At 37.1% G+C, this 22,613-nt stretch carries 23 protein-coding genes, 1 pseudogene and 1 other annotated feature; of the genes and pseudogenes, 16 read left to right on the top strand and 8 right to left on the bottom strand.

Annotated elements, in window-relative coordinates; genetic code table 11:
• From OZX56_RS08610 to OZX56_RS08595, 4 genes are all read left to right on the top strand, one after another.
• The gene (locus tag OZX56_RS08610) at positions 1–1,179 is read left to right on the top strand and encodes an SLAP domain-containing protein (protein WP_277139598.1); all 1,179 of its coding nucleotides are present in this window, start codon (positions 1–3) and stop codon (positions 1,177–1,179) included.
• Between the two features lie 210 nt (positions 1,180–1,389).
• A complete protein-coding gene (locus tag OZX56_RS08605; protein WP_277139597.1) occupies positions 1,390–1,749 on the top strand; it encodes a type II toxin-antitoxin system RelE/ParE family toxin in 360 nt (119 codons plus the stop codon).
• Positions 1,736–2,011 (top strand): helix-turn-helix transcriptional regulator, encoded by a 276-nt coding sequence (locus OZX56_RS08600; protein WP_277139596.1) that lies wholly within the window; start codon positions 1,736–1,738, stop codon positions 2,009–2,011. Before OZX56_RS08605 ends, OZX56_RS08600 begins: the two co-directional genes overlap by 14 nt.
• A 337-nt stretch (positions 2,012–2,348) precedes the next feature.
• On the top strand, positions 2,349–2,717 hold the full coding sequence (locus tag OZX56_RS08595) for a DUF488 family protein (protein ID WP_277139595.1): 369 nt from the start codon (positions 2,349–2,351) through the stop codon (positions 2,715–2,717).
• Here OZX56_RS08595 and OZX56_RS08590 read toward each other — a convergent pair.
• The 4 genes from OZX56_RS08590 to asnA all read right to left on the bottom strand — a co-directional run bounded on the left by OZX56_RS08590 (position 2,703) and on the right by asnA (position 5,809).
• Positions 2,703–3,476 carry a TerC family protein gene (locus tag OZX56_RS08590; RefSeq protein ID WP_277139594.1) on the bottom strand — a complete coding sequence of 258 codons (774 nt, stop codon included), beginning with the start codon at positions 3,474–3,476 and terminating at the stop codon, positions 2,703–2,705. The genes OZX56_RS08595 and OZX56_RS08590 overlap by 15 nt on opposite strands.
• On the bottom strand, positions 3,477–3,968 hold the full coding sequence (locus tag OZX56_RS08585; protein WP_277139593.1) for a methylated-DNA--[protein]-cysteine S-methyltransferase: 492 nt from the start codon (positions 3,966–3,968) through the stop codon (positions 3,477–3,479). It abuts the gene before it with no gap.
• Between the two features lie 3 nt (positions 3,969–3,971).
• Positions 3,972–4,676, bottom strand: a complete 705-nt coding sequence (locus OZX56_RS08580; RefSeq protein WP_277139592.1) for an NAD-dependent protein deacylase — start codon at positions 4,674–4,676, stop codon at positions 3,972–3,974.
• Between the two features lie 119 nt (positions 4,677–4,795).
• Positions 4,796–5,809 (bottom strand): aspartate--ammonia ligase, encoded by a 1,014-nt coding sequence (asnA, locus tag OZX56_RS08575; protein WP_277139591.1) that lies wholly within the window; start codon positions 5,807–5,809, stop codon positions 4,796–4,798.
• Positions 5,810–5,870: 61 nt separating this feature from the next.
• Positions 5,871–6,118: a binding site (T-box leader), on the bottom strand.
• Between the two features lie 123 nt (positions 6,119–6,241).
• Between asnA and OZX56_RS08570 the strand changes: the two genes are divergently transcribed.
• Complete coding sequence (locus tag OZX56_RS08570; protein WP_277125502.1) at positions 6,242–6,727, top strand: hypothetical protein; 486 nt, start codon at positions 6,242–6,244, stop codon at positions 6,725–6,727.
• Between the two features lie 48 nt (positions 6,728–6,775).
• On the opposite strand, the gene cls is transcribed toward OZX56_RS08570, so the two are convergent.
• Positions 6,776–8,233, bottom strand: a complete 1,458-nt coding sequence (gene cls / locus OZX56_RS08565; RefSeq protein ID WP_277125504.1) for a cardiolipin synthase — start codon at positions 8,231–8,233, stop codon at positions 6,776–6,778.
• Positions 8,234–8,260: 27 nt separating this feature from the next.
• Positions 8,261–9,190: an alpha/beta hydrolase gene (locus tag OZX56_RS08560; protein ID WP_277125506.1), complete on the bottom strand. Its 930-nt coding sequence runs from the start codon at positions 9,188–9,190 to the stop codon at positions 8,261–8,263.
• 73 nt (positions 9,191–9,263) lie between these two features.
• Between OZX56_RS08560 and OZX56_RS08555 the strand changes: the two genes are divergently transcribed.
• Positions 9,264–10,082 (top strand): ribonuclease H family protein, encoded by an 819-nt coding sequence (locus tag OZX56_RS08555; protein ID WP_277125508.1) that lies wholly within the window; start codon positions 9,264–9,266, stop codon positions 10,080–10,082.
• On the opposite strand, the gene OZX56_RS08550 is transcribed toward OZX56_RS08555, so the two are convergent.
• Positions 10,083–11,045 (bottom strand): DUF1002 domain-containing protein, encoded by a 963-nt coding sequence (locus OZX56_RS08550; RefSeq protein WP_277139590.1) that lies wholly within the window; start codon positions 11,043–11,045, stop codon positions 10,083–10,085.
• 143 nt (positions 11,046–11,188) lie between these two features.
• On the opposite strand from OZX56_RS08550, the gene OZX56_RS08545 reads away from it, so the two are divergent.
• From OZX56_RS08545 to OZX56_RS08520, 6 genes are all read left to right on the top strand, one after another.
• Positions 11,189–12,034, top strand: coding sequence for a glycosyltransferase family 2 protein (locus tag OZX56_RS08545; protein WP_277139589.1), 846 nt, complete (start codon positions 11,189–11,191; stop codon positions 12,032–12,034).
• Complete coding sequence (locus OZX56_RS08540) at positions 12,031–12,687, top strand: alpha/beta hydrolase (protein ID WP_277125514.1); 657 nt, start codon at positions 12,031–12,033, stop codon at positions 12,685–12,687. The genes OZX56_RS08545 and OZX56_RS08540 overlap by 4 nt, the downstream gene beginning before the upstream one ends.
• A gap of 86 nt (positions 12,688–12,773) precedes the next feature.
• The gene (locus OZX56_RS08535; protein ID WP_277125517.1) at positions 12,774–13,751 is read left to right on the top strand and encodes a ribose-phosphate diphosphokinase; all 978 of its coding nucleotides are present in this window, start codon (positions 12,774–12,776) and stop codon (positions 13,749–13,751) included.
• A gap of 145 nt (positions 13,752–13,896) precedes the next feature.
• On the top strand, positions 13,897–14,577 hold the full coding sequence (locus OZX56_RS08530; RefSeq protein WP_277139588.1) for a TetR/AcrR family transcriptional regulator: 681 nt from the start codon (positions 13,897–13,899) through the stop codon (positions 14,575–14,577).
• Positions 14,578–14,589: 12 nt separating this feature from the next.
• A complete protein-coding gene (locus tag OZX56_RS08525; RefSeq protein ID WP_277139587.1) occupies positions 14,590–15,420 on the top strand; it encodes a hypothetical protein in 831 nt (276 codons plus the stop codon).
• Between the two features lie 21 nt (positions 15,421–15,441).
• The gene (locus OZX56_RS08520; protein ID WP_277139586.1) at positions 15,442–15,930 is read left to right on the top strand and encodes a GNAT family N-acetyltransferase; all 489 of its coding nucleotides are present in this window, start codon (positions 15,442–15,444) and stop codon (positions 15,928–15,930) included.
• A 43-nt stretch (positions 15,931–15,973) separates the two neighbouring features.
• On the opposite strand, the pseudogene OZX56_RS08515 reads toward OZX56_RS08520, so the two are convergent.
• Positions 15,974–16,945, bottom strand: a pseudogene (locus OZX56_RS08515) (CAP domain-containing protein); the annotation flags it as partial.
• A gap of 320 nt (positions 16,946–17,265) precedes the next feature.
• Between OZX56_RS08515 and OZX56_RS08510 the strand changes: the two are divergent.
• The 4 genes from OZX56_RS08510 (at position 17,266) to OZX56_RS08495 (ending at position 22,558) form a co-directional block, all read left to right on the top strand.
• Positions 17,266–20,019: a cation-transporting P-type ATPase gene (locus tag OZX56_RS08510; protein WP_277139585.1), complete on the top strand. Its 2,754-nt coding sequence runs from the start codon at positions 17,266–17,268 to the stop codon at positions 20,017–20,019.
• Between the two features lie 166 nt (positions 20,020–20,185).
• Complete coding sequence (locus tag OZX56_RS08505) at positions 20,186–20,539, top strand: hypothetical protein (RefSeq protein ID WP_277139584.1); 354 nt, start codon at positions 20,186–20,188, stop codon at positions 20,537–20,539.
• A gap of 142 nt (positions 20,540–20,681) precedes the next feature.
• Positions 20,682–21,767, top strand: a complete 1,086-nt coding sequence (locus OZX56_RS08500) for a D-alanine--D-alanine ligase family protein (protein WP_277139583.1) — start codon at positions 20,682–20,684, stop codon at positions 21,765–21,767.
• 26 nt (positions 21,768–21,793) lie between these two features.
• Positions 21,794–22,558 carry a transcriptional regulator gene (locus OZX56_RS08495; RefSeq protein ID WP_277139582.1) on the top strand — a complete coding sequence of 255 codons (765 nt, stop codon included), beginning with the start codon at positions 21,794–21,796 and terminating at the stop codon, positions 22,556–22,558.
• Positions 22,559–22,613 lie beyond the last annotated feature (55 nt).

Genomic DNA, 22,613 nt, shown 5'->3' with positions numbered 1-22,613 from the left:
ATGAAAAAGCGAGTATTAGTTAGTTTAGCGGCAGCGGCACTGTTAAGTGTTGGCGTAGGAACGATTGGTCAACAAGATAGTGTCTTTACACCGCAAAGTGTGCAAGCGGCAAAAAAGACGTATAAGATCAAGTTGAAGAAGAATGCCAAGGTCTTTAATAAACGTGGTAAGCGCAAAGGTAAGAAGCTTTTGAAGAAAGGGCATACTTACACTACTTACGGCAAAAAGACGATTCACGGCAAGAAATACTACCATTTAAGCAAGGGACGCTACATCAAGGCAGTCAATGCGAAGAAGGTTACTAAGAAAGCCAAAAAGACTAGTACGAAAACTTTTTCAGTTACGGTGAATACGCCGGCGAAAGTATATGACGCTAAAGGCAAATCAACAGGTATTACCTTGAACAAGGGTGCGGTAGAACTGGCTCAAGGCACTAAGACGATTAAGGGTAAGAAGTATTATAAGATTGGTACAGGGAAGTATATTTTAGCTTCGGCAGCAACTGAAGGTAACCAAGTTACTACCAATACTGGTACTAGTGAAACTTCTGGGACTAATAATCCTAGTTCAAAGCCATCTAATAACGTTGATGATACTGTTGCTGGTGATCATGGAGAACCTACCCAAAAGGAGATAGATTACTTAATTGATAACGGCTATGTCTATTTTACTGACACTCAAGTTAAACAAATTCGTGATTCTTTGTGGCAAAAGATTCAAGATTACCGAGTAAGCAAGGGATATGCCCCATATAAGTCTAATGCAGAGTTAGACAATGTTATAAGCAATGCAAATGATGATTTTGATATTGCTGATACAATTGCTCAAGAAGATTACAATGCTTTTGGTAAATACGTTCCAAATTTAGCACAGAATGGGATAACTTCTATGTATGGCATTGATAACTGGGACTACTATGATGCTACTAGTCTAGACAATGCGAGTGTATATTTTAATTTTAAAGATCGTGATCCTGAGCATGTTGCCACCTCTCTATTTAATTCTTTAAAAGATAATCCAGAATATAGTAGACGAATTGAAGGGCATAAAGATAAGTATGCTTTTGGGACACTAGCCTTGCATTATTATTGGAATGGTAACTTTTCTAGTTTAGGATTGATTTTTGTAGAAGTTAATGGTAATGGGGCCGAATGGGTAGATTACTATAACGCTAATTAAGTTTGTAAATATTATTTATAAAAAGTATTACTGGAGAAAGTAATGCTTTTTGTTTTGTGAAACTAGGTGTTAGTGGTATTGGTTTCTATCTTTACAAGAAGAATAAGGGCTTTAAAGCTAAGCGAGATAAGACCATTAGGAAGTAATTTATTAGTTAATTTCTATCATTTTGGAAGCTTATATGCTATCATATTAATCAGGAGAAAGTGTATGAAAAAGCTAGAGTTTGAATACTTTGATGAAGAAGAATTTGAAGAATTTCTTGATGCTTTATCACGGAAAGAAAGTCAGAAACTATTGGCCACTATTTATAAGGTTGAGCAATGGGGACTGACGAAGGCTCAACGTCAGAAGTGGGTTAAGAAATTAGAAAATAATTTATATGAAATTCGTTCAGAGTATTCGTCTAATAATACTCGAGCTGTTTATTTTCATTTTACAGATAATCACTATGTTATTACACATGGATTTAAAAAGAAAACTCAAAAGACGCCACCAAGAGAGATTCTTAAAGGTGTAAATAGAAGAAATGATTATTTAAAAAGGAATGGTAGAAATGGATCAAACTGATAAATTAATACAGAGAATGGCTGCTAAAGACCCTACTTTTATGGATGGGTTTAAAGAAGAATGTAGGAAGTTAGATGCTAGCGTACTAGTTACTCAACTTAGACAAAGCCAAAAAATGAGTCAAGAAACTCTTGCTAAAAAGGCTAAGGTTTCTAAGTCAACCATTGCTAGAATCGAAAATGGTAATATGAATCCAACTCTTAAAACATTGGAAAAGCTAGGTGAAGCAGCGGGTAAGCAACTTACTATTTCATACACTTAGAATAAAAACAGCATCAAAAGAAGTGAGGGAAAAATTATGGAGGCTGTATCTTATAGAGGCTTTAAACATTATCTTAATGAGGTTAATGAAGATTGAATAAATGAATTAAGACAGATTATTAAAATTTAGCTTAGGACTAGCTTCCGATATTCTATCGGAGTAAGTCCTTTTAATTTTGTTTTGATTCTTGTTATTGTAGTAGTCGACATATTCTCTGATTGCCGCTTCTAATTCAGTATTCTGAGGTTCCTATCACATCATATATAATTCACTCTAGTTGTATTTTGGACACAATTGCAACTATGATTAATATAGATTATTCAAGGAGGATTACGCTATGACGGAAATCAAGTTAGTGCGAATTTACGATCACGTTCAACCACAAGGTTATCGAATACTGGTTGATCGACTTTGGCCGCGAGGTATGAGCAAAGTTAAGGCTAATTTAGCTTGTTGGTCTAAGGAAATAGGTCCTAGCAATGATTTGCGAAAGTGGTTTAATCATGATGATGCCAAGTTCCCTCAATTTAAGCAAAGATACATTGCGGAACTTGACAGCAATCCTGCTATTGGAGAGTTTCTGCAGTTGGTCAAAGAACAGTTACAAAAGCAAAATGTGTTATTTTTATATGGTGCTAAAGATCGGACACACAATCAAGCAGTGGTACTTAAAGATTATGTTAGTCAAAAGCTAGGATTGATGTGAGTGTCTTTTTTCTCGCCAAAAGTGGAAAATAATGGTGATTAATAAAATACTAAAAACGATAATTGCAAAGGTAGTGTTTGGTAATTCGTAGTTCAGCGGTGGTAGTGACAGCAACAGCTTCAGCGCAATGATAGCGATTAGAACATAGGCCATTGGCTGCAGTTCTGGAATAATATCCATTAACTTGATGATAATTTCAGCCACGCCTCGCATGCATAAGATGCCGATCATGCCGCCGATTAGGACAATTACTGGATTATTTGAAACTGCCAATGCTGCTAATACTGAATCAATTGAAAATACAATATCCATGGCTTCAATTGAGATAACAGTCCGCCAAAATAGTGACAGTATATGTTTGCCATTTTGTTTGACGTTTCGTTTAGGATTAGTAGTATCTTCACTGACAGTAGCTTTTTGCGGATGTTTACGATCATAGAAAAATTTGCCAGCTAGATAGAATAAATATATACTGCCAGCTAATTTAATTTCCCAAAAGTTGATTAGATAAGTTCCGATGCCAATAACAATAAAGCGAAAAATATATGCGCCCCAAAGCCCGTAGAACAATGACTTTTCTTGTTGTCGTTTAGTTGGCAAGCGCTTAGTTTGTGCTGCCAAGACAACAGCATTATCTACTGATAGCAAACATTCCATTAAAATTAGGGTCAAAATGACTAGCCAATCTTTACCACTGGTCAACACATGCAGCCAGTTGCTAGCACTAAAAAATGGAGCATACATTTTAATAATTGACATCTAAAAACTCTTTTCTAAATTAATTAATTCCTTTTTAACGGAGTTGCCTAAACGATACTGGCCAAATTTCCCATTGGCACGAATGATGCGATGACAAGGGATAAAAAATAAAATCGGATTATTGGCAATTGCATGTGCAACAGCCCGTACAGCTTGTGGTCGATTAAGCATGTTTGCAATTTCGCCATAGCTGACCGTTTGGCCATAGTCAATCTGGCTGACTTGAGCTAAAACTTGTTGCTGCCAAGGAGTACAAGTTGCTTCAAGATTCAAGGGCAGATCAAATTTAGTCCGCTTTTTTGAGAAAAACTCGGTTAGTTCTGAGGCGTATGGCGCAAGAAGTGCAGAATTCCATTTAAATAACGTATCTGGATAAAAATGGTCGATTGACAATTTAGGAGCTCCTAGTTGCCCAACATAAACTAACCCCATATTGTCTGCAGCTAACAGATAAGTAATATTGTTAATTGTTACATTATCATAATATAGCATAAGCTAAACTTGTTTAAAAACATCTAAAGCATCACCAATTATGGAATTAATTTCGGTTGCAGAAATTGGTGTTTTGTTAATTGCCCATATTTTCGCATTTTCCTGTTTATAAGCTAACAATTGTGCGAATGGGTAGACAACAAAGCTAGTTCCAGAAACAATGACCAAGTCTGAAGATTGCATAGCGTTGATTGATCTGGCTAAGTTGTCGCTGTCGATACCTTCACCATAAAGGACAATTCCTGGGCGAATAATACCACCGCAGTTTTGATGCTTAAAACTCTGGGCATATTCCTCATAGGGTACACTTTGATGGCATTTAGTGCAGTATATTTGGTATAAATTACCGTGAAATTCAGTTACATGCAGATTACCTGCTTTGCGATCAAGACCATCAACATTTTGGGTAATCAGTTCACCTTTTTCATTACAAATAGCTGCGATTTTTTGATGAATGGTATTTGGCTGAGCTTGGGGAAAATACATATTGTCCATGACAAATTTATAGAAAAATTCTGGTCGCTGATAAAGCGTATCTTCACTTAAGATAGTTTCAGGACTTTCACTTACACCATCATAGATACCGTTTTTTGAACGGTAGTCAGGAATACCGGAATGAGTTGATACACCAGCACCAGTTAAAAAGGTTACGTGTTTAGCTTGAGCAAGATCTGCTTTAAGTTCTGCTATTTGATTAGGATCAATCATGGTTTACTTCCTTTCACAAATTAAGATTACTATGTGTAGTTTACTACAAGTTTTAGTGGGATAGTGGAAAAATTGCTAATTAGAAAAGTCACACCAATTTAGTAGTGTGACTTTTCTAATTAGAGGATTTGAATATTGTGGTCGAGGCAGTCTTTGACCATTTCTTTAGGCCAAACGCTAGCTTGGACTTCACCAATATGTGCTTTAGCTAGTAGCAACATGCAGAGACGTGATTGTCCAATTCCGCCGCCGATGGTATATGGTAGTTCACCCTTAAGTAGCATTTGGTGATATGGCAGTTCTTCACGTTCAAGACAACCTCTTTGTTGCAGTTGTTCGTGTAGACTCTCAGGACTGACCCTGATGCCCATTGATGAAATTTCAATTTTTTGTTTAAGGGGTTCATACCAAAAAGTTAAATCGCCGTTTAATTGCCAATCATCGTAGTCAGGAGCTCGACCGTCATGTGGTTGACCGCTGCGGTTTAAATCACCACCGATTTGCATAATAAAGGCAGCACCGTCTTTTTGAGCAATTTTATTTTCGCGTTCTTCAGGACTAAGTTCAGGCCAGCGATCCTCTAGCTCTTGGGTAGTGACGAAACACACTTTATCTGGCAAATGATAAGTTGAAGCTGGATAGCGCTGCGCACATTCTGTTTCAATTTGTTTGATTGCTGCGAAAATTTGATTAACGGCAGCCTTCAGCGTTTCAAGTGTGCGTTCTGATTTATCGATCACCTTTTCCCAATCCCACTGGTCGACATAAATTGAATGGAAATTATCGACTTCTTCATCGCGGCGAATGGCGTTCATGTTAGTATAGAGTCCTTCATGCATACCAAAACCATACTTTTTAAGTGCAGTACGCTTCCATTTAGCTAATGAATGCACAATTTCGATAGAGTCGTCTTGTGGTAAATCTTTTGCGTCGAATGCAACAGGACGTTCGACACCGTTGAGGTTATCGTTTAGTCCAGTACTTTGCTCGACAAACATTGGTGCAGACATTCGTTGTAAATTTAATTTTTGCGCCAAGATTTCTTGGAAACGTTCACGAATAAAGACGATGGCTGCCTCAGTATCGCGAATGGTTAGAGTTGGCTGATAATTATCTGGGATAGTTAATTTCATTTTTGGAAACCCTCCTATTTTTTAAGCCAAAGAAAAAAGCCCTTTGTCTTCTGATTAATTACATCAGGACGAAAGGCTTTTTCCGCGGTACCACCTAAATTGCCCAAACTTTTTGGGCCAACTCATGAAGCACAATCATGCTTCACCAGCTTGATAACGTACTGGGGACGGCAATACCTACTTTAAAAAGATTATTTCAGCATGCAGCTAAAAGTGTTTTTCAATAATTCAGGGTCTACCAAATTCGCACTATCCTTGGTTCACTTATTAAGAAATAAATTATTTACTCGTCTTTTTCATCGCATTTAATTTAATGATATTTAACTACACTTTTAAGCAAAATTCAAGTAAATATTAATTAAAAATGATTTAACTAACTAAAAAAGCTGGTTCTGTTATAATAAAAGCTAGTAGATATTGAGGAGAATTTTTATGGCAGATTTATCATATTTCTATCTTATTCTAGATGTTATTTTGCTTGGCTATACCTGTTATAGCTGGTTTTGGCAGGCTAGTATTGACATTAGGGGACACTATCGCACGTCTTCTGTTGTCTGGGCGCTAATTTTTATTTGGATTAGTTTCGCTTGGGATTTACTTAGTCCCAATGATCCCGGCTTAGGAATTTTTTTGGCAATTTTTATTTTAATGAGTATTCTAGATGGTACAACAGGTTTGGCTCCCAAACGAGCTGTGGTTTCTGGATATTTCAAGCGAACGATTGCTTATACTGATGTTGAGATGGTAACGCTAATTAAAGTGCCAAATCCCAAAAAGAAAACTGTCATCTGCATTTTAACTACTAAAAAGCACCGGCAATATTACTTGCGTTTTTCTGCTGGGATTGCTCAAGTTATTGAAACTTTGAAAACGCGGATTGATCACAATACTAAAATCGAAGTGCAGAACATTATGTAATTTTTGTAAATAATAAAGGCTATCATCTAGTAGGTGATAGCCTTATTTTTATAGAATTGGTGATAACATTCGCGAAAAGCTCTGAAGTGTTTTCAGCCAGCGACTTTGCTTTGCGATCATTTCTGGTGTAAGCAAAGTCGAATATTGCATATCTTTTTCAAATGCTTGAGCAACTTCTTTGGTAAAGTTTTGATCATAAAACACGGCTACGTCCTCAAAGTTAAGATCGTAAGAACGATAATCTTGGTTCATCGAGCCAACTGTGGCAAAATCATCGTCAACTACGATCGTTTTAGCATGAATAAATCCATGATTGTAGATATAAATTTTGACACCGTAACGCGATAATTCGTTAGCATACCATTGAGTAGCACGATAAATAAAAGGGTGATCAGGCTTGCATGGAATCATAATTCGTAAATCAACGCCTGACATAGCGATTGTTTGCAATGTCGCAAACATGGCATCATCGGGAATTAGGTAAGGGGTTTGCAACCAGAGTCGTTTTTTAGCTAGTCCCATTAACCGCATAATACCGTTACGCATGTTAGCATTAGAATTATCTGGACCATCAGCCACGATTTGAGTAGCGACATCACCAGGGTGGATTTCATTTTCGTCTAAATCTGGGAAGAGCAGTTGGTTAAAGGTAATTAGTTGGCTGTCTTTTTGAATCGAAGCATTCCAATCCATGACGAAGCGTTCTTGCAAGATCAAGGAGGCAGAACCAACAATCCGGACATGGCTGTCGCGCCAATAACCAAATTTCTTTTTACGGCTGAGATATTGGTCCCCAATGTTAAATCCACCAGTCCAAGAGGTTTTGCCATCAACTACGACAATTTTGCGGTGGAGATGATAGTTAATCCGGTAACGAGTAATCATATTGCGTGAAGTAATAAAGGGCAGGACTTCTCCGCCAACATCACACAATTGTTTAAACCATTTTTTAGTGGCTCCCATTGATCCCCATGCATCATAAAGTACCCGAACTTTAAGACCTTCACGAGCTTTTTTAATTAATAAATTTAAAATTTGGTTGCCGATATCATCATTGTAAAAAGTGTAAAATTCTATGTTAATGGTTTCTTTAGCTTGTTCAATATCTTGGATAAGGTCGTGAAACATGGCTTCACCATCAGTGTACAACTTAACATGGTTATTTTTACTTAATGGTGCTTCACCATTACGGTCAAAATAATTTACTACCATATCTGCCTTATTCGAAGTGTCTGCGGAACTGATTTTTTGGGGGGCTTTAGTAATTGATTTTTGCACATTTAACAAACCAATATGTTGCTGCTTATTAATTGCAAAGATATTCTCTTGAGAAATTCCTCGACCAAAAAAGCCGTATAAAATTAGTCCAATGACTGGTAGTACTAGTAGAATAATCAGCCAAGCCCAGGTGGTCGATACTGAACGTCGCCTGTGAAAGACAATATAAAAACTTAAAATAGTGTTGGTAATAACAATAATACGGATAATATCTCGAACTAATTCCACTTTTTTCCTCCCAAAAAGTAACCCTAATTATTCCTTTAACCCAATAAATTTATCAACAATGTCGATTACAAATGGATTGTCATGCATCCAACTGTGTTCAGCATATTTTTTACCGCGGATTTCAACTTCATGATAAGATTGTGCGCTAGGAGCGAGGATATACCGAATGCTCTTAGCAGAGATAACAGAAATAAATTTGTCACTATTAGTATTGTCTAAGACATTCCCGTAGATATTTAAGACCTGAATTTTAGGGTTAAAACGTTTGCGTCTAAATAAGAGGTACAAATAATGAAAGTTAATCACAGCTGGTCGACCATTTTCATTGAGTCCATTAACGTTGGGGATATCTCCTAAATAAGTAACACCATCAAATGGCCCAGCGATAAACACACACTTATCTAAACGAGGGAAGTGCTTTTTGTGCACGGTTCTCATTTCAGTCCGCACAATACACGGACAAGCAAGTGAGTGGGCAACTGCGGTATAATGAGTAAAATGATATCTTTTAGCTAAAAATGGCAAAACTAAGCGTAAATAATAATCAATCGCATAAATTCCTACTAAGCGCTGTCGAAAAACTACTTGCACAATTGGTTGAGCATCATCTGTCCACGTGCCTTCTAGCTTGTAATTACCCCACAAGTCAACAGTAACTTTTAAAAAGCGACTATCTCCTTTATCTTTTAAAGCTTGTTTAACCATTGCGTTAGTCGTGTAGTCGCCTCCGCGAAAACCGTGAAAGTAGATAATAGGAATTTGCTCACATTTTGTATTGTTGATAATGTTGACATTGTCTGTAATTTTAGTTTTGTGCAATCGTAGTAATATTCTAGTGGGTGCAAAAGTAGCTAAAATAGCCAAGCAGATCATGTTAAGGCGGCTAGGCTCAGTAGCTAAATTATGTTTACGATTTTTTTCTGCTTCTTCTTTATATTTTTTAGTATTGAAGAACATACTGTCACCCTTAAAATTAGAATTAATTATAGTGTAACATTGAAAAACAACTTTGAGTGTAGGAAGGTAAAAAATGAAATTTTATGCAGTTAGAAAAGGTCGTGAGCCAGGTATTTATCGTAGTTGGGATGCGGCGAAGCAACAAGTCAATGGCTACTCCAATGCTGAATATAAATCTTTTAAGAACATCACTGATGCAACTGATTATTTAGGCTGGGGTCAAACGGAGCGCAATGAAGTCTTACAAAAAGATGAAGATACCTTGGAGCGAGCAGTTGCTAAAATTAAGCGAGCAAGTCAACAGGTTAAGCCACCAACAAAGCCCGCTAAGCTGGTCACTGCTAAGCGTAAACCAGCTAAAACTACTCGATCAAATCATTTTAAGTCAAGCAATCCTAGTGACTTTTTTGCAGCAATCTATACTGATGGTGGTACACGCAATACAGGTAATTACAAGGGTGGCCATGTCAAAGCAACCGATAAAGCTGCTTGGGCGTATTTAATTGAATGGCAAGAAGCCGGGCAACAGCAAGCAACTTCTGATAGTAATGGCGAATTTGGTGCGACTAATAATAAGATGGAATTAACAGCATTGATTGAAGCTCTAAAGAAGCTAATCAAGCTGGGCTTTAATCAGCAACGGTTATTGTTTACGCTAGATTCCCAATATGTATTAGAACCGATTAACAAGGGCTGGCTCAAGTCATGGAAGAAGCGTGGCTGGAAAAAGAGTTCCAAAGGTGAAATTGCTAATTTAGCATGTTGGCAAGAGTTAGATCAATTACTTGAGCAATTTACTAATACCAAATTTGAATGGACTAAAGGTCATGCTAATAATCGTGGCAATGAATTTGTCGACCATAAATTGAATCAGTTTATGGATCAAATGTAATTAGTTTAAAACTAGAGTGCCACCAAATAGGTGTCCAAAGAATTCGGTCACATTATGCCATATTTGCTGGAACCAGTTACGATTTTTAGGAGTATTTATTTTATCAAAAATACCTTTAGCATGTTCCTTAATTCCTTGTGAAACACTAGCAGCCTGTTGTTTAAAATTATGATTCTTCAACGCTCCAGAATCACGGACTTCAATTAAAACATTGATGATTTGCTGCTTTTGGTTATTGTTAATGGTATCGCCAAGGTGGTTAATATTAATTTGTTTGTCAACGATATCATGAATTTGACTATTAGAAATATTGTTGCCAACTTTACCCATTTCTTGCTTGGCGCCAGCAACAGCATGATTAAGTTGCGCATCGCTATAACCGTCTTTATCAGAGTTTTCTTTGGTAATCTTACTTAAAGTGCCCATTTCGTCTTGGGCAGCATTGACTTGAGCTTGATTTAGGTTTTCACCGGTTTTAGCATAAGCAGCATAGACGCCAGCTAAGGCTCCGGAACCATCAATGGGGGTAGCACTAGTTACATAAATATCGGCGTCACTAATACCAGCAGTCAGTGCAGCATTTTTATATTGGCTCGTAGTGATCTTGGTAATATTGTTATGACCGTTGTAGTCGATAATTTGCACATTAATACCGCTACCACTAGCCGACTTCTTAATCATAGCACTGGACCAGACTCCAGAATTAGTTGTAAAGTTATCGCCAGAAGGATTTAGATATTTAACTAGGTCATTACCATCGATAGTAATTGTTTGATAGCTGCCATTATTGAGTGGCTTAGTCAGTGTCTTAAGGGTGCCATCTTTTTGATCATTAGTTAATGAAGTTCCTAAACAGATAATAGGCAAGTCGTCGGCTTTGACTGTTTGCTTAGATGCACTCATGCTAACAATACCAGTAATTAGGATCGTGATGAGGGCAAAAATAGAAATCTTTTTGTTCATAATAAAATAATTAACTCCTTTTTAATAAGTTAATTATACTAAAGACTGGCAATAAAAGGTCAAGCTAAACGTTTTTTGTTATTTATCTTAGATTATTTTTAACTGTTAAATGGTATAATAAATCTAATTGTGAGGGGGATGTTATGACTGAGCAACCAGAATTAACTGTTATTATGCCGGTATATAATGTTGAGAAATATTTAGCTAGAGCGTTAGACCATCTTGCAAGCCAGACAGATCCAAACTTTAAGTTGCTAATTGTCAATGATGGCTCAACTGATCAGACTCGTGAAATTGCGGAGCATTATCGGCATAAATTTCGTTACTTTAAACTAATTAATAAAACCAATGGTGGCTTGTCTGATGCCCGTAATGTTGGATTAGACAACATTGATACGCCATATTGTACTTTTCATGATGGTGATGATTGGGTTGATGCTGACTATACGGCCTTTTTTGTTCGCGCTTTTCATGCTCATCCAGAAGCAGCAATGGTATCGTGTGGTTTTTGGTTAGATTATGAATACCGATCTGGTTCAGTAAGTGCAACTAAAAAGCAAGTTCGCGGATTAAAGAGCAAGTTAAAAACTTATCAGTTGATTACTAATTTATTGGGGTCACTATTTAATAATCACTTATTTGCCAGTGCAGTTAAAGGCTATACTTGGAACAAAGGTTATAAAATATCGGTAATTCGCAAATATAACTTAAGTTTTGTCAAAGACTTAGCCTTCATGGAAGATCAGATTTTCAATATTGAATATTTATCATTAACGCAGGGCTTTTATTGTGATAGTCAACCTTTATATCATTATTGGCAACGCAAGGATAGCATGGTACATGATTTTAGCTTAAAGATGATTCCTGATAATTTTAAGGCAAATTACATAGTGGCGAAGATGATTGTTCACAGTTTATGGCAAGAACATAAAAAAGACCATACTGCTGAACAAAAGTTAATCGAAGCTAGTGAAAGGAAGCAGCAATGAGAGAAAAGGTTAATGGCAACCAACTATACTATACTAAGTTAGGTAAGGGTCAACCACTGCTTTTACTACATGGACATCACTTAGATGGTGGGATGTTTGATAAGGTAGCAGCCCCGCTGTCGCTTTATTATACCGTCTATGTGCTCGATATGCGGGGACATGGCTTAAGCCAAGGAGACGTGGCTGAACACTATCAAACTGAAGTCGAGGATGTTGCCAGTTTTATTAAGCAAGTTGGCATTGAAGGGTGTTTTTGTTTTGGCTTTGATGCGGGTGGCTTGGTAGCTATGATGCTTGCCAGTCAGCAGCCGCAAATTTTTGCTAAGCTAATGATTGCTGGTGTTTTTGTTAACGGCAACGGTATTAGTCCGTATCATTATTTGACTGAAGGTTTTTTACGGTTTTTACGACTTGATCGTGATAGTCAAGTTGAACTAACTGAGAGCTTCATGTCGGTCGATAGTTTGCGAGCAATCACTATTCCAACTTATTGTATTGTCGGTGAAAAGGATTGGGTCAAAGTCGAGCATGTGCGTTGGTACAGTCAATTAATTCCTCAAGGGCAATTGATTGTAATGCCCCGTCAGACTCATGATAGTTATGCAGTTAAAAGTTTTAAGCTGCTTAATTTAATGGAAGAATTTTTTAAATAGTAATTAGAGTGGACTCTGTGGTCAAACAAACTAGTTTTTGAGTATAATAAAGGGATAAGATTAGTATTTTTAATGAAGAGGTAGCTATGAATAAGGAAGAAATCTTGCAATTAATGCACCCAATGAAATTAATCGGGTTAAGTGGGAATCCAGCTTTAAATGAAAAAATTGCTTCAATCTTGAAAAAGCCATTAATTGAAACAGCTGTGCAACATTTTAGTGATGGTGAGATTCAAGTAAACATTGGTGAAAGCGTTCGTGGGTGTGATGTGTTTGTCATTCAATCGATTCAAGATCCAGTTAATGAGAACTTTATGGAATTAGAAATCGTTTTGGATGCTTTGCATCGTGCATCAGCACATAAGGTTAGCGTAGTTGTTCCATATTTAGCATATTCACGTTCTGATACTAAGACACGCTCACGTGAACCGATTACTGCTAAGTTAGTGGCTAATTTATTACAAATTACAGGAATGGATCATTTGATTGCTCTTGATTTACATGCTTCACAAATTCAAGGGTTTTACAATATTCCAGTCGATCATTTGCATGCTTTACCGCATTTGGCACAGTATTTCCTTGATAATGGGATTGCGACTAAAGATGATGACAACTTAGTAGTTGTTTCACCTGATCATTCGGGGGCAAAACTGGCTCGTAACTTTGGTCAATTCTTTAATGCGCCAATTGCAATTGTTGATCAGCGTCGTGCCCGTTATGATACTGAAGTGCACGATGTGATTGGTGACGTGAAGAATAAAAAGTGTATCATTGTTGATGACTTGATTGATACTGGTTCACGAATTTCGTCTTCAACTAAGTCAGTTATGGCTGCTGGTGCTAAAAAGGTTTATGTTGCAGCAACTCATGCATTATTATCGCAAGATGCGACTGAAGTGTTGAATGAACTACCAATTGAACAAATTGTAGTAACAGATACGATTAAGCATAGCCATTATCCAGATCGCATGGTCAGAATTTCAGTTGATTTACTGCTAGCGCGTGGCATTAATTATGCTTATAATGATCGTTCTATGCACTCTTTGAGTGAAAATGAGAAGTAACTTTTACTTAATAATCCTTGTTTTTAACTAAGCGTGACTTAGTTATACTAAAAATAGGGGTTATTTCCCTTTTAGTATATTTTGTTTATCTATCTTGAATGATTGATATAATAAAAGCAAAGTGTATAGAAAACGGAGAAAACTTATGGCACGACGAAAGAACCTTAAGCGGCGCAGAATTATTCTAAATAATACATTTTCTTTAATTCGAACAAATGGGATGGATAATGTTTCTTTTCAGTTAGTTGCTGAAAAATCGGGAATTTCAAAGTCTTTATTACAGTCGTATTATTCGCATAAGTCCAAGTTGATTGATGATGTTGTTCGAAATATTCTTAATACGTTAGACCAGCAAGTGAGTAAGTTTAGTAACTCTAACGCTGGAATTTGTGCGCGAACCAAGGCTTTCATTTATATAATTGCGATGCTTGGTATATATGATCAAGGGCTAGAGCGGATTATTCTGGAAGTTTTTAGTAGTACTAAAACGCTCGATACTTGGAGTAAAATGCTCAATAGTTGGATTAAAGAAGTGCAATTATTTGACGATACGCCGTTTGATATGGTGCAAGTAGAATCAGGCATTGCTTTTGTAGTTACTGGAGTCGGATTTCTATATCGTAATCGTGAAAAATATAATTTAAGCGCAGAGCAATTAGCAGATTATGCTACTAGTTCTTTTATGTATAGTTTTTTAAATTATAATTCTAAACAGATAAAACAAGAACTACAAGCTGGTCATGAGATTATTGCCGCTGCTGATATCGAAGTGATTCATGATGCAATTAACACTATGTTTGATGACGATAAAGAGATTGTATGTTAGAAGGAAGATAATATGGCTAATCGTGCGCAAACTGGGTTACCTAAGGTAAGTCAGCCGCAGAATAATCAATACAAAAAGGTACTGCCTTTTCTAATTCTCCTAATTGTGACGTTAACCATGATTACCGTGACTTTTTTAAACCCATATTATATGAAGGGCCAAATTCGTAGTGATAACAATCAAGCGGTTGTTGTCAGACAAGTTAATCAACATTTTGATGCTTTGGCTGAAGCGATTGGTGCTGATGAAGATGGTAATAGCGCTAATCTTCTGACGAATAAGCAAACGCAGCCGATTGCGGACCATATTATCGACTATACCCTTGGACTGCATTGGTTTAAGTTTAATAATCTAACTTTGGCTAAACAGATACTGCATGACATTGAGTTGAATATTGGTCAGGGAGCCTCAAGTGACGCGCAGTTAGTCCAAGCAAAATTAAAAAAGCTAGCCAATAATGCGCCATATGAAGTTATTGATACTTTCAGCTTGAATACTATTACCTTAGGTGCAAACATTGCTGTCATGGTTTTATTGATCAATATTGTATTATTGGTAGCTGCTATTGCCAGTTTGTATTCGTTAATTAGCGAAATGAGAGAACGATTTTCGGCCAAAGAATTATGGCATCTGATAACTGCTGCTGGAATGTGGGTTGGCTTCTGGTTAATGTTAACTGCCGGGGTATTAGCGCTAATTCCAGTTGTTTGCAATGTTGCTGATCTTGCAGTGTTTGGTTATCTAATCGAAATTAGTAGCAGTGTTTTTTTAAACTTCGTAATTGTTGGCGTAATTATTTATGTGCTAAGTGCTATTCCGTGGGAAATCACATCTAATAATTGATTAGTTACTGGGGTAAAGCCGATGATAGAATTTATTAAGGCAAAAGATACAGACTTGCGGTTTATTGTGGAAATATACAATCAAAATATTGCGAGTAAGAGTGTAACGGCTGATTTAAGTCCGGTGACAGTAGCACAAAGACAAGATTGGTTTGCTGCTCGAGATGCTCAACATCCGATTTGGATAATCCAAGTTGACAAACATAAGGCAGGGTGGCTTAGTTTAACCCCTTTTTATAGGCGCGCTGCCTACCATGCTACGGTTGAAATTAGTGTTTATATTGATCGCGATTGGCAACATCATGGATTAGGTACACGAGCATTACAATTTGTTACAGAACAAGTAAAGAAATTAGAAATTCATACAATTTTGGCTTATATATTTACTAATAACTTGCCAAGTCAGGCTTTATTTAAAGCTGCTGGCTATCAGGTTTATGGTCATTTGCCATGTGTAGCTGATATGGGTGAGCAAGTGCTTGATGTAGATATTTTGGGTAAACAATTTTAAAAAATATAAAAGACAGGAGATACCCTCCTGTCTTTTATTGTGCTTGATTAAATAATTTAAATTGGTACTGATAAATGCCTTGAATATCAACTCGATATTCATGACCTGTGATTAATGGCAGTGAACCTGGCGAATAAGTAATAATTGTTTGAAAGTTGCCATATCCAATATCATGATAATTTTTTACTTGTGTCGCTTGTACAGATTGCTGAGTATCAAGATCTGTAATAATGATTTTGGGAGTATGCTTGATTGTTTGATCAGAAAAGTAAATTGACCAGGCAATATTGCCCTGCAACAGTTCAATTGGAAAGACTCCATTATTGGGGTAGACTACCATTTTTTTACTAGCAGGACGAAAAATATCTTTTGGATTCAAGACTTTTTGGACTGAATAGCGATAGCCGTTAGTACCGTAAGCGGCGCCAACTCCTGTTGATGTAAGTCTAGTCGATAAGATCCAAGCACGATGTCCAGTATCATTGCCGGTTAGGTTGTGGCGATCAGTTACTAAATCACTAATGACCTCTCCTGCACTTTGATTACTAGCATTAAAGTTTAGATTGGCTTTTTGAGAAGTATCCTGAGCAGTTTTCCAAGTGGTCTTAGTAATATTCTTGGGCCTTTTCTCATAAGGAAGACCATGTTGGTTGATAAAAGGATTGGCATTAATTGCTGCCATAACAGCAGCAGTCTTTTGAGCATTTTGATTACTTTGCTTATTCTTAGTAATTGGATTCAGACCAAAAAGTCCCCGATAATAATTGATATAGGCTATTTGATCATTAATATAAGCAGGAGCCAAACTACCAGCATTAAATTTACGCTTTAACTTTGGCTTAGTTGCATAAAGATTATGGATATTGTATTCGGTTTTACGTAAAGTAGTGTACTCAGCTTGATATTGCTCTACTTGACTGGCTTCAGTGGGACTTAAGTCTGCGGCAAAGGTAGTCTTAGTCGCACAAAAGCAGACAAGCAATGTTGAGATCAGTATTAGTTTTTTAGATGGCATGCTATTCGTCTTCGTCACTTTCTCGATGATAATCTATATTACTATAGTTTGCATGATTTTTTTATAGATAAAAGCAAAACTTTAATAAAAAATAACTATTGTTTTTATTAAAGCAATAAAGTTTAGTTCAAAATTATTTGCTGTCAAGTATATTACTTGCAAAAAGTAAGTAGCTCAAGTAAGCTAGTGCTAGATAGCCATATTTTAATATCAGAAAAATGTAATTTTTAGGTTAAAGTATTGGCTCACAAGATGTGCTTTTGAGGGTGAGCAAAATTTTGTTAGCCGCGCTTTTTCCTTTATTTAAGAAAGGACGGCCAATGAATTTCTATCAAAAGAGTAAAGCAGAAATTATTGAACAATTCAAAGTCAATTTAGAGAGCGGGCTGACTGCCAGTCAGGTAACAGAACAAAGAGCCAAATTTGGTGAGAATAAGTTACCTGAAAAACGCGAAGATCCCTATTGGAAAATTCTTCTTAAAAGTTTTAAAGAACCAATTATCATTGTTTTAATCGGTGCAGTCATACTCTCATTATTGAGTGCCTACTACAAGATTAAGGTTCAAGGACAAATAAGAAGTGGCCAAGAATCCCTCTATGAAGCTGCTGCAATTTTCATCTTAATCATGGTCAATGCGATTTTGGGCTTTTGGCAAGAAGTTAGTGCGCGTAAAAGTCTGAATGCCTTGAAAGAGATGAATAATCGGTATACTAATGTCTTGCGTGATGGTAAGTGGCAAAGTATTCCTGCTCATGAATTAGTTGTTGGTGATGTGATTAGCAGTCAAGTTGGGGACTTTGTTGAAGCGGATGTCCGTTGGCTAGAAGTTAGCGAACTGCAAGTAATTGAGTCACACTTAACGGGTGAGGCAGATGCAATTGAGAAGCAAACTGCGGCCATCGAAGATGAAGTTGAAGTAGCTGATCGCAATAATATGGGCTTTTCAGGTTCAACGGTTACTAACGGTCATGGGCTAGGCGTAGTTGTGGCAGTTGGTAGTGAAACTGAACTTGGTAATATCGCCCAAATGATTGAAGAGGTTGAAGATAAGCCTTCACCGCTGCAAGATACAGTCAAAGACCTAACTAAGGTTATGATGATTATGGCAGCGATTTTGGTAGTTTTCACTTTTATCATGATTATGATTAAAACGAAAACTATGAACGTTGCGGCATTTGCGACCGTTTTATCAACAGCCCTCGCGTTAGCTGTGGCGTCTGTTCCAGATGCCTTGCCAGCGGTGTTGTCAATTGTATTGACAATTGGTGCGCGTAAGATGGCAAAGAATAATGGCCTGATTAAATCGCTAAATAGTGCAGAAACTTTGGGAGTTACGTCTTATATTTGCTCTGACAAAACGGGGACATTAACGAAGAATGAAATGACAGTGGTGCAATATTACGCCAATGGTCAATATTATCAAGTTGATGGACTAGGCTATAAACCTGAAGGTGAGATTCATAGCCAAAATGCCAACGAACATAGTGATCAAGCCTTTTTAAAAGGCGCAGTCTTGTGCAATACGTCAACTATTGAAACCAATGAACAGGGTGAACACGTTCCTGTTGGTGCCCCAACTGAGGTAGCTTTAACTGTTTTGGGTAAAAAGGCCCATATTGATCGAGCAGATTTGCTAAAAGATAATGAAATTGTCCGCACTTTACCCTTTAGCAGCAGTCGTAAGATGATGAGTGTGGTAGTAAAAGAACAAGATCGCTATATTGTTTACGCTAAGGGCGCACCTGATGTAATGGTTAAGCAAGCTCATGCAGTCTTGCTTAATGATCAAGTTGTTGATAGTGAAGCTGCTAAAACAAACTTTTTGGCAACAGTTAATGAATTTGCCGATGAGGCTTTAAGAACATTAGCGGTTGGGCAAAAGGAAGTTACGGAACAAGAGGCTTTAAATGCCCCCGTTGAAGAACTTGAAGCAGGATTGGTGATTACTGGCGTTGCCGGAATTATTGATCCACCACGTGAAGAAGTTAAGGCATCAATCAAGAATTTACATGATGCTAAGATTGAAGTAGTAATGATTACTGGTGATCATGAGAATACTGCTCGGGCGATTGCCGCCGATCTAGGAATTATTAGCAGTAAAAATGCACCAGTTATCACTGGTGCTCAATTAGAGAAAATGACTGATGAGGAACTCTTTGAACGTGTCCCAGTAACTAATGTGTATGCGCGAGTTTCACCAGCGCACAAACAGCGGATTATTAAACAACTGCAAAAGCATAATCAAGTTACTGCAATGACTGGTGACGGTGTCAATGATGCGCCAGCTCTGCGCGCAGCAGATATTGGAATCGCAATGGGGATTACTGGCACGGAAGTTACCAAAGATTCTGCTGATTTGATTTTGCTTGATGATAACTTTACTACGATTGAATCTGCGGTTAAAAGTGGTCGGACAATTTATGGCAATATCAAGAACTTTATTCGGCATGAATTAACAACTAATGTGGCAGAAGTATTGGCAATATTATTAGGCTTCTTGTTTTTCAATCATTCAATTGGTCAGGTGGCAGTTGGGACACCAACTTTAACTGCTCTGATGGTTTTGTGGGTTAACATGATTAGTGATTCCTTGCCGTCTTTTAGTTTGGGATATGATGTACCAGAAGCGGGGATTATGCAAAAAAGTCCGCGCGATCCTAAAGAGTCTGTCCTAGCCAATCATGTATGGTCAAGGGTATTAATACGTGGCTTCTTCATGGGAGTGCTAGTCTTTGCCGCATTTTTATGGGCAGCCCGGCAAGGAATGAGCGGTGAAGAGTCGCAAACAATTGCCTTCTTGACTTTAGTATATGGACAATTGTGGCACATCTTTGACGCTCGTAGTACGAAAACGTTGTTTGATCGGAATCCTTTTGAAAATAAACGGTTAATAGCCGCAGTTTTGTTTGCAGGAATTAGTTCGTTCTTAGTAACAGTAATTCCATTCTTCCAATTTATTATGGGCACAACAGCCCTGAACTGGCAGTTGTATCTGTTAGTGATTTTTGTACCGGCTTTACCAACATTTATCTTATCGGGTTTAAAGAAATTCTTTAAAATCAAAATTTGGTAATTAATAAAATAGTGGTGTTTAAAAGCAGTTCGTTTGAACTGCTTTTTTTCATGTTTTTTTAATTCTTTGCTTGCCATTAATGTGAAAATAATACATAATATAGTTAGGAAAATGATTTCCATTTTAATTAGCGATTTGATATTGTTTAAGCATAGTGAGATTTCAAATGAAAGCGAATAATAAAAGACTAATATTAGAAGTAATCTACATTGCTGTTTTGGCAATTTTATTGTTAGCTAAGGTATCAAATATCTATACCATTTGTGCAATTGGCAGTTTTCTAGTTTCAATGATAGAAACTATCTGGTTGCCGCTAAAGGAAGAAATAGTAGCTAAGCAACTGGGTAGCGATGTGCTTAATTGTCTTAGATTGCAGATGCCGGCATTAGTATTATTAATATCGTTAACTACTGAAAATAACTACGCTTATCAGCAAACCATGCTGTTACCAATGATACTAATAATTTTGGTAAATTTAGTTTGCATTGTGCTTGTGGATTATTGTCTTGCTACTAATTAAAATATATATTAATATCCATTTTTAGGCGATCTAGATTAGGTCGTCTTTTTGTTGTGAAAATATAAAATTCTACTAAATTTCGTGTTTTACTAACCAATTGCCGTATAATAAAGGAGATTAATGATATTAAGGGGCAAAAACAATGGTTAAGAAAACACAAGTTGGTCTAATTTTTGGTGGAAATTCCTCCGAATACGAAGTTTCAATCAATTCTGGTCATAATATTTATAACGCGATTGATCAAGATAAGTATGATGTGCATCCCATTTGGATGACCAATGATGGCTATTTAGCGAGTGAAGCAGATTCTTTCAAGGTGCTAAATAATCCTAAATATACGATTGAAACTCCTCACAAAATTGCCAATCTTGCTAACTTGAGTGAATTAGGTAATTTGCCTGAGATTGATGTTTTCTTTCCGATTGTTCATGGTAATCTGGGTGAAGACGGCTCTTTACAGGGGCTATTTCGTCTGTTAGATAAACCGTTTGTTGGTGATGATGTTTTGTCAGCTGCAGTGACGATGGACAAAGAGTTTACTAAGATTTTAGCTGAACGTGTTGGGGTCAAGGTAGCTGATTGGATTTCGATTAAACGGTTTGAATATGATGACCAAAATAACGCTAAGCGTGATTATGCCAAGGTCAGCGAGCAGCTTGGTGGTGACTTGTTTGTCAAGCCAGCTAATCAAGGTTCTTCGGTCGGTGTACACCATGTTACTAATGCCGCTGAATACGAACAAGCGTTAGCTGATGCTTTTAGATATGATGACAAAGTGTTAGTTGAAGAAACCATTCATGGTACTGAAGTTGAAACAGCAGTTCTGGGCAATGACAAGCCAATCGTTTCGGGAGTAGGTCAAATCATTAATGCTCAAGGCGACTTCTATAGTTATGCTAACAAGTATGATGATAGTTCAACTACCCAGTTGCAAATACCTGCTAAATTACCTGCTGAAATCGTTGAAGAAGTCAGAAGTAACGTCTTAAAGGTTTATCAAGTAACTGAATGTAATGGCTTAGCTCGAGTAGATTTCACTTTGCGCGATAGCGACCAAGCAATAGTCTTAACTGAAGTAAATGCCTTGCCTGGCTTTACCAATATTAGTATGTATCCTAAATTATTTGAAGAAGCGGGAATTTCTTATACTGACTTAATTACTAAATTAATTGAAGCTGGTCAAGAATATTACGACCACAAGCAGACTTTATTACATAAAATCGATTAGTCATTTTATGCTGGGGAGAACATGCAATGACAGATAATAAGCATAATTTTGAAGAGCTAACCGCACCGGCTGCTACGGCTAAGCAATTGCAAATCAGTGTCGCAACGCTACGTAAGTATTCACTGATTGTTGAGCGAATTACGGGTAAATCCGATTATTACGTTAGAAATAAGCAAAAGGCACGTTTATATAGTAAGCAAGATGTGCAAGACTTAGATGATTTTCATCAATTGGCCAAGAATAATGGGTTAACATTGGAAGAAGCAGCCCGGCAAATCTTTGCGGTAAGCGATGAACCTAAGACACCAGCGCGTAAGGCTGAAGCTGGTCAAGAAGATTTAGTTTCTTCTCCTGAAATAGTTAAAGTACTTGATACTCTGCAGCAAACAATTAGTCAGCAGAATGCGGCAATTAAAGACTTACAGACGCAGCTTAGTCGGATTGAAGAACAAAATCAGGATTTACTTGCTAAGCAGAAACAATTACCTGAGCCTGACCAAACAGTTGATGACTTTGCTGGATTACCTGATATTTCAGGAATTGTGACTGATGAAGAAGATGCCGTTCCAACGAAAACAGAAGAGCCAGAAGACCGTCCATTAACTATTGAAGAAAAACGGCAACAGGTTAAGCAAGATCAAACTAAGTCGAGTGCGCAATTGCACGAGGAGATCTTGGCTAAAGCCAAGGAAAATGCTGAAAAACAAGAGGCAAATTCCCATCGTACATTATCAGATATGCAATTGGAGCCAAAAAAAGAGCATTGGTGGCAACGATTTATTAATATATAAATGTAGAAACGACTTTTAGTTAAAAAGCCGTTTTTATCATAATTAGCCTCGAAAA

It is taken from the genome of Lactobacillus sp. ESL0684, from assembly GCF_029392675.1.
GTDB lineage: Bacteria > Bacillota > Bacilli > Lactobacillales > Lactobacillaceae > Lactobacillus.
The sequence above is the reverse complement of the archived record's forward strand: the minus strand, read 5'-3'. Positions and strand labels throughout refer to the sequence as shown.

What these genes read in the sequence shown, in the direction of transcription:
- OZX56_RS08520 (WP_277139586.1), top strand. Translation starts at nt 15,442, where the DNA reads ATGATAGAATTTATTAAGGCAAAAGATACAGACTTGCGGTTTATTGTG.
- OZX56_RS08525 (WP_277139587.1), top strand. Translation starts at nt 14,590, where the DNA reads ATGGCTAATCGTGCGCAAACTGGGTTACCTAAGGTAAGTCAGCCGCAG.
- OZX56_RS08555 (WP_277125508.1), top strand. Translation starts at nt 9,264, where the DNA reads ATGAAATTTTATGCAGTTAGAAAAGGTCGTGAGCCAGGTATTTATCGT.
- OZX56_RS08495 (WP_277139582.1), top strand. Translation starts at nt 21,794, where the DNA reads ATGACAGATAATAAGCATAATTTTGAAGAGCTAACCGCACCGGCTGCT.
- OZX56_RS08550 (WP_277139590.1), bottom strand. Translation starts at nt 11,045, where the DNA reads ATGAACAAAAAGATTTCTATTTTTGCCCTCATCACGATCCTAATTACT.
- OZX56_RS08605 (WP_277139597.1), top strand. Translation starts at nt 1,390, where the DNA reads ATGAAAAAGCTAGAGTTTGAATACTTTGATGAAGAAGAATTTGAAGAA.
- OZX56_RS08510 (WP_277139585.1), top strand. Translation starts at nt 17,266, where the DNA reads ATGAATTTCTATCAAAAGAGTAAAGCAGAAATTATTGAACAATTCAAA.
- OZX56_RS08505 (WP_277139584.1), top strand. Translation starts at nt 20,186, where the DNA reads ATGAAAGCGAATAATAAAAGACTAATATTAGAAGTAATCTACATTGCT.
- OZX56_RS08560 (WP_277125506.1), bottom strand. Translation starts at nt 9,190, where the DNA reads ATGTTCTTCAATACTAAAAAATATAAAGAAGAAGCAGAAAAAAATCGT.
- asnA (WP_277139591.1), bottom strand. Translation starts at nt 5,809, where the DNA reads ATGAAATTAACTATCCCAGATAATTATCAGCCAACTCTAACCATTCGC.
- OZX56_RS08595 (WP_277139595.1), top strand. Translation starts at nt 2,349, where the DNA reads ATGACGGAAATCAAGTTAGTGCGAATTTACGATCACGTTCAACCACAA.
- OZX56_RS08600 (WP_277139596.1), top strand. Translation starts at nt 1,736, where the DNA reads ATGGATCAAACTGATAAATTAATACAGAGAATGGCTGCTAAAGACCCT.
- OZX56_RS08500 (WP_277139583.1), top strand. Translation starts at nt 20,682, where the DNA reads ATGGTTAAGAAAACACAAGTTGGTCTAATTTTTGGTGGAAATTCCTCC.
- OZX56_RS08570 (WP_277125502.1), top strand. Translation starts at nt 6,242, where the DNA reads ATGGCAGATTTATCATATTTCTATCTTATTCTAGATGTTATTTTGCTT.
- OZX56_RS08545 (WP_277139589.1), top strand. Translation starts at nt 11,189, where the DNA reads ATGACTGAGCAACCAGAATTAACTGTTATTATGCCGGTATATAATGTT.
- OZX56_RS08585 (WP_277139593.1), bottom strand. Translation starts at nt 3,968, where the DNA reads ATGCTATATTATGATAATGTAACAATTAACAATATTACTTATCTGTTA.
- OZX56_RS08535 (WP_277125517.1), top strand. Translation starts at nt 12,774, where the DNA reads ATGAATAAGGAAGAAATCTTGCAATTAATGCACCCAATGAAATTAATC.
- OZX56_RS08530 (WP_277139588.1), top strand. Translation starts at nt 13,897, where the DNA reads ATGGCACGACGAAAGAACCTTAAGCGGCGCAGAATTATTCTAAATAAT.
- OZX56_RS08590 (WP_277139594.1), bottom strand. Translation starts at nt 3,476, where the DNA reads ATGTCAATTATTAAAATGTATGCTCCATTTTTTAGTGCTAGCAACTGG.
- OZX56_RS08540 (WP_277125514.1), top strand. Translation starts at nt 12,031, where the DNA reads ATGAGAGAAAAGGTTAATGGCAACCAACTATACTATACTAAGTTAGGT.
- OZX56_RS08610 (WP_277139598.1), top strand. Translation starts at nt 1, where the DNA reads ATGAAAAAGCGAGTATTAGTTAGTTTAGCGGCAGCGGCACTGTTAAGT.
- OZX56_RS08580 (WP_277139592.1), bottom strand. Translation starts at nt 4,676, where the DNA reads ATGATTGATCCTAATCAAATAGCAGAACTTAAAGCAGATCTTGCTCAA.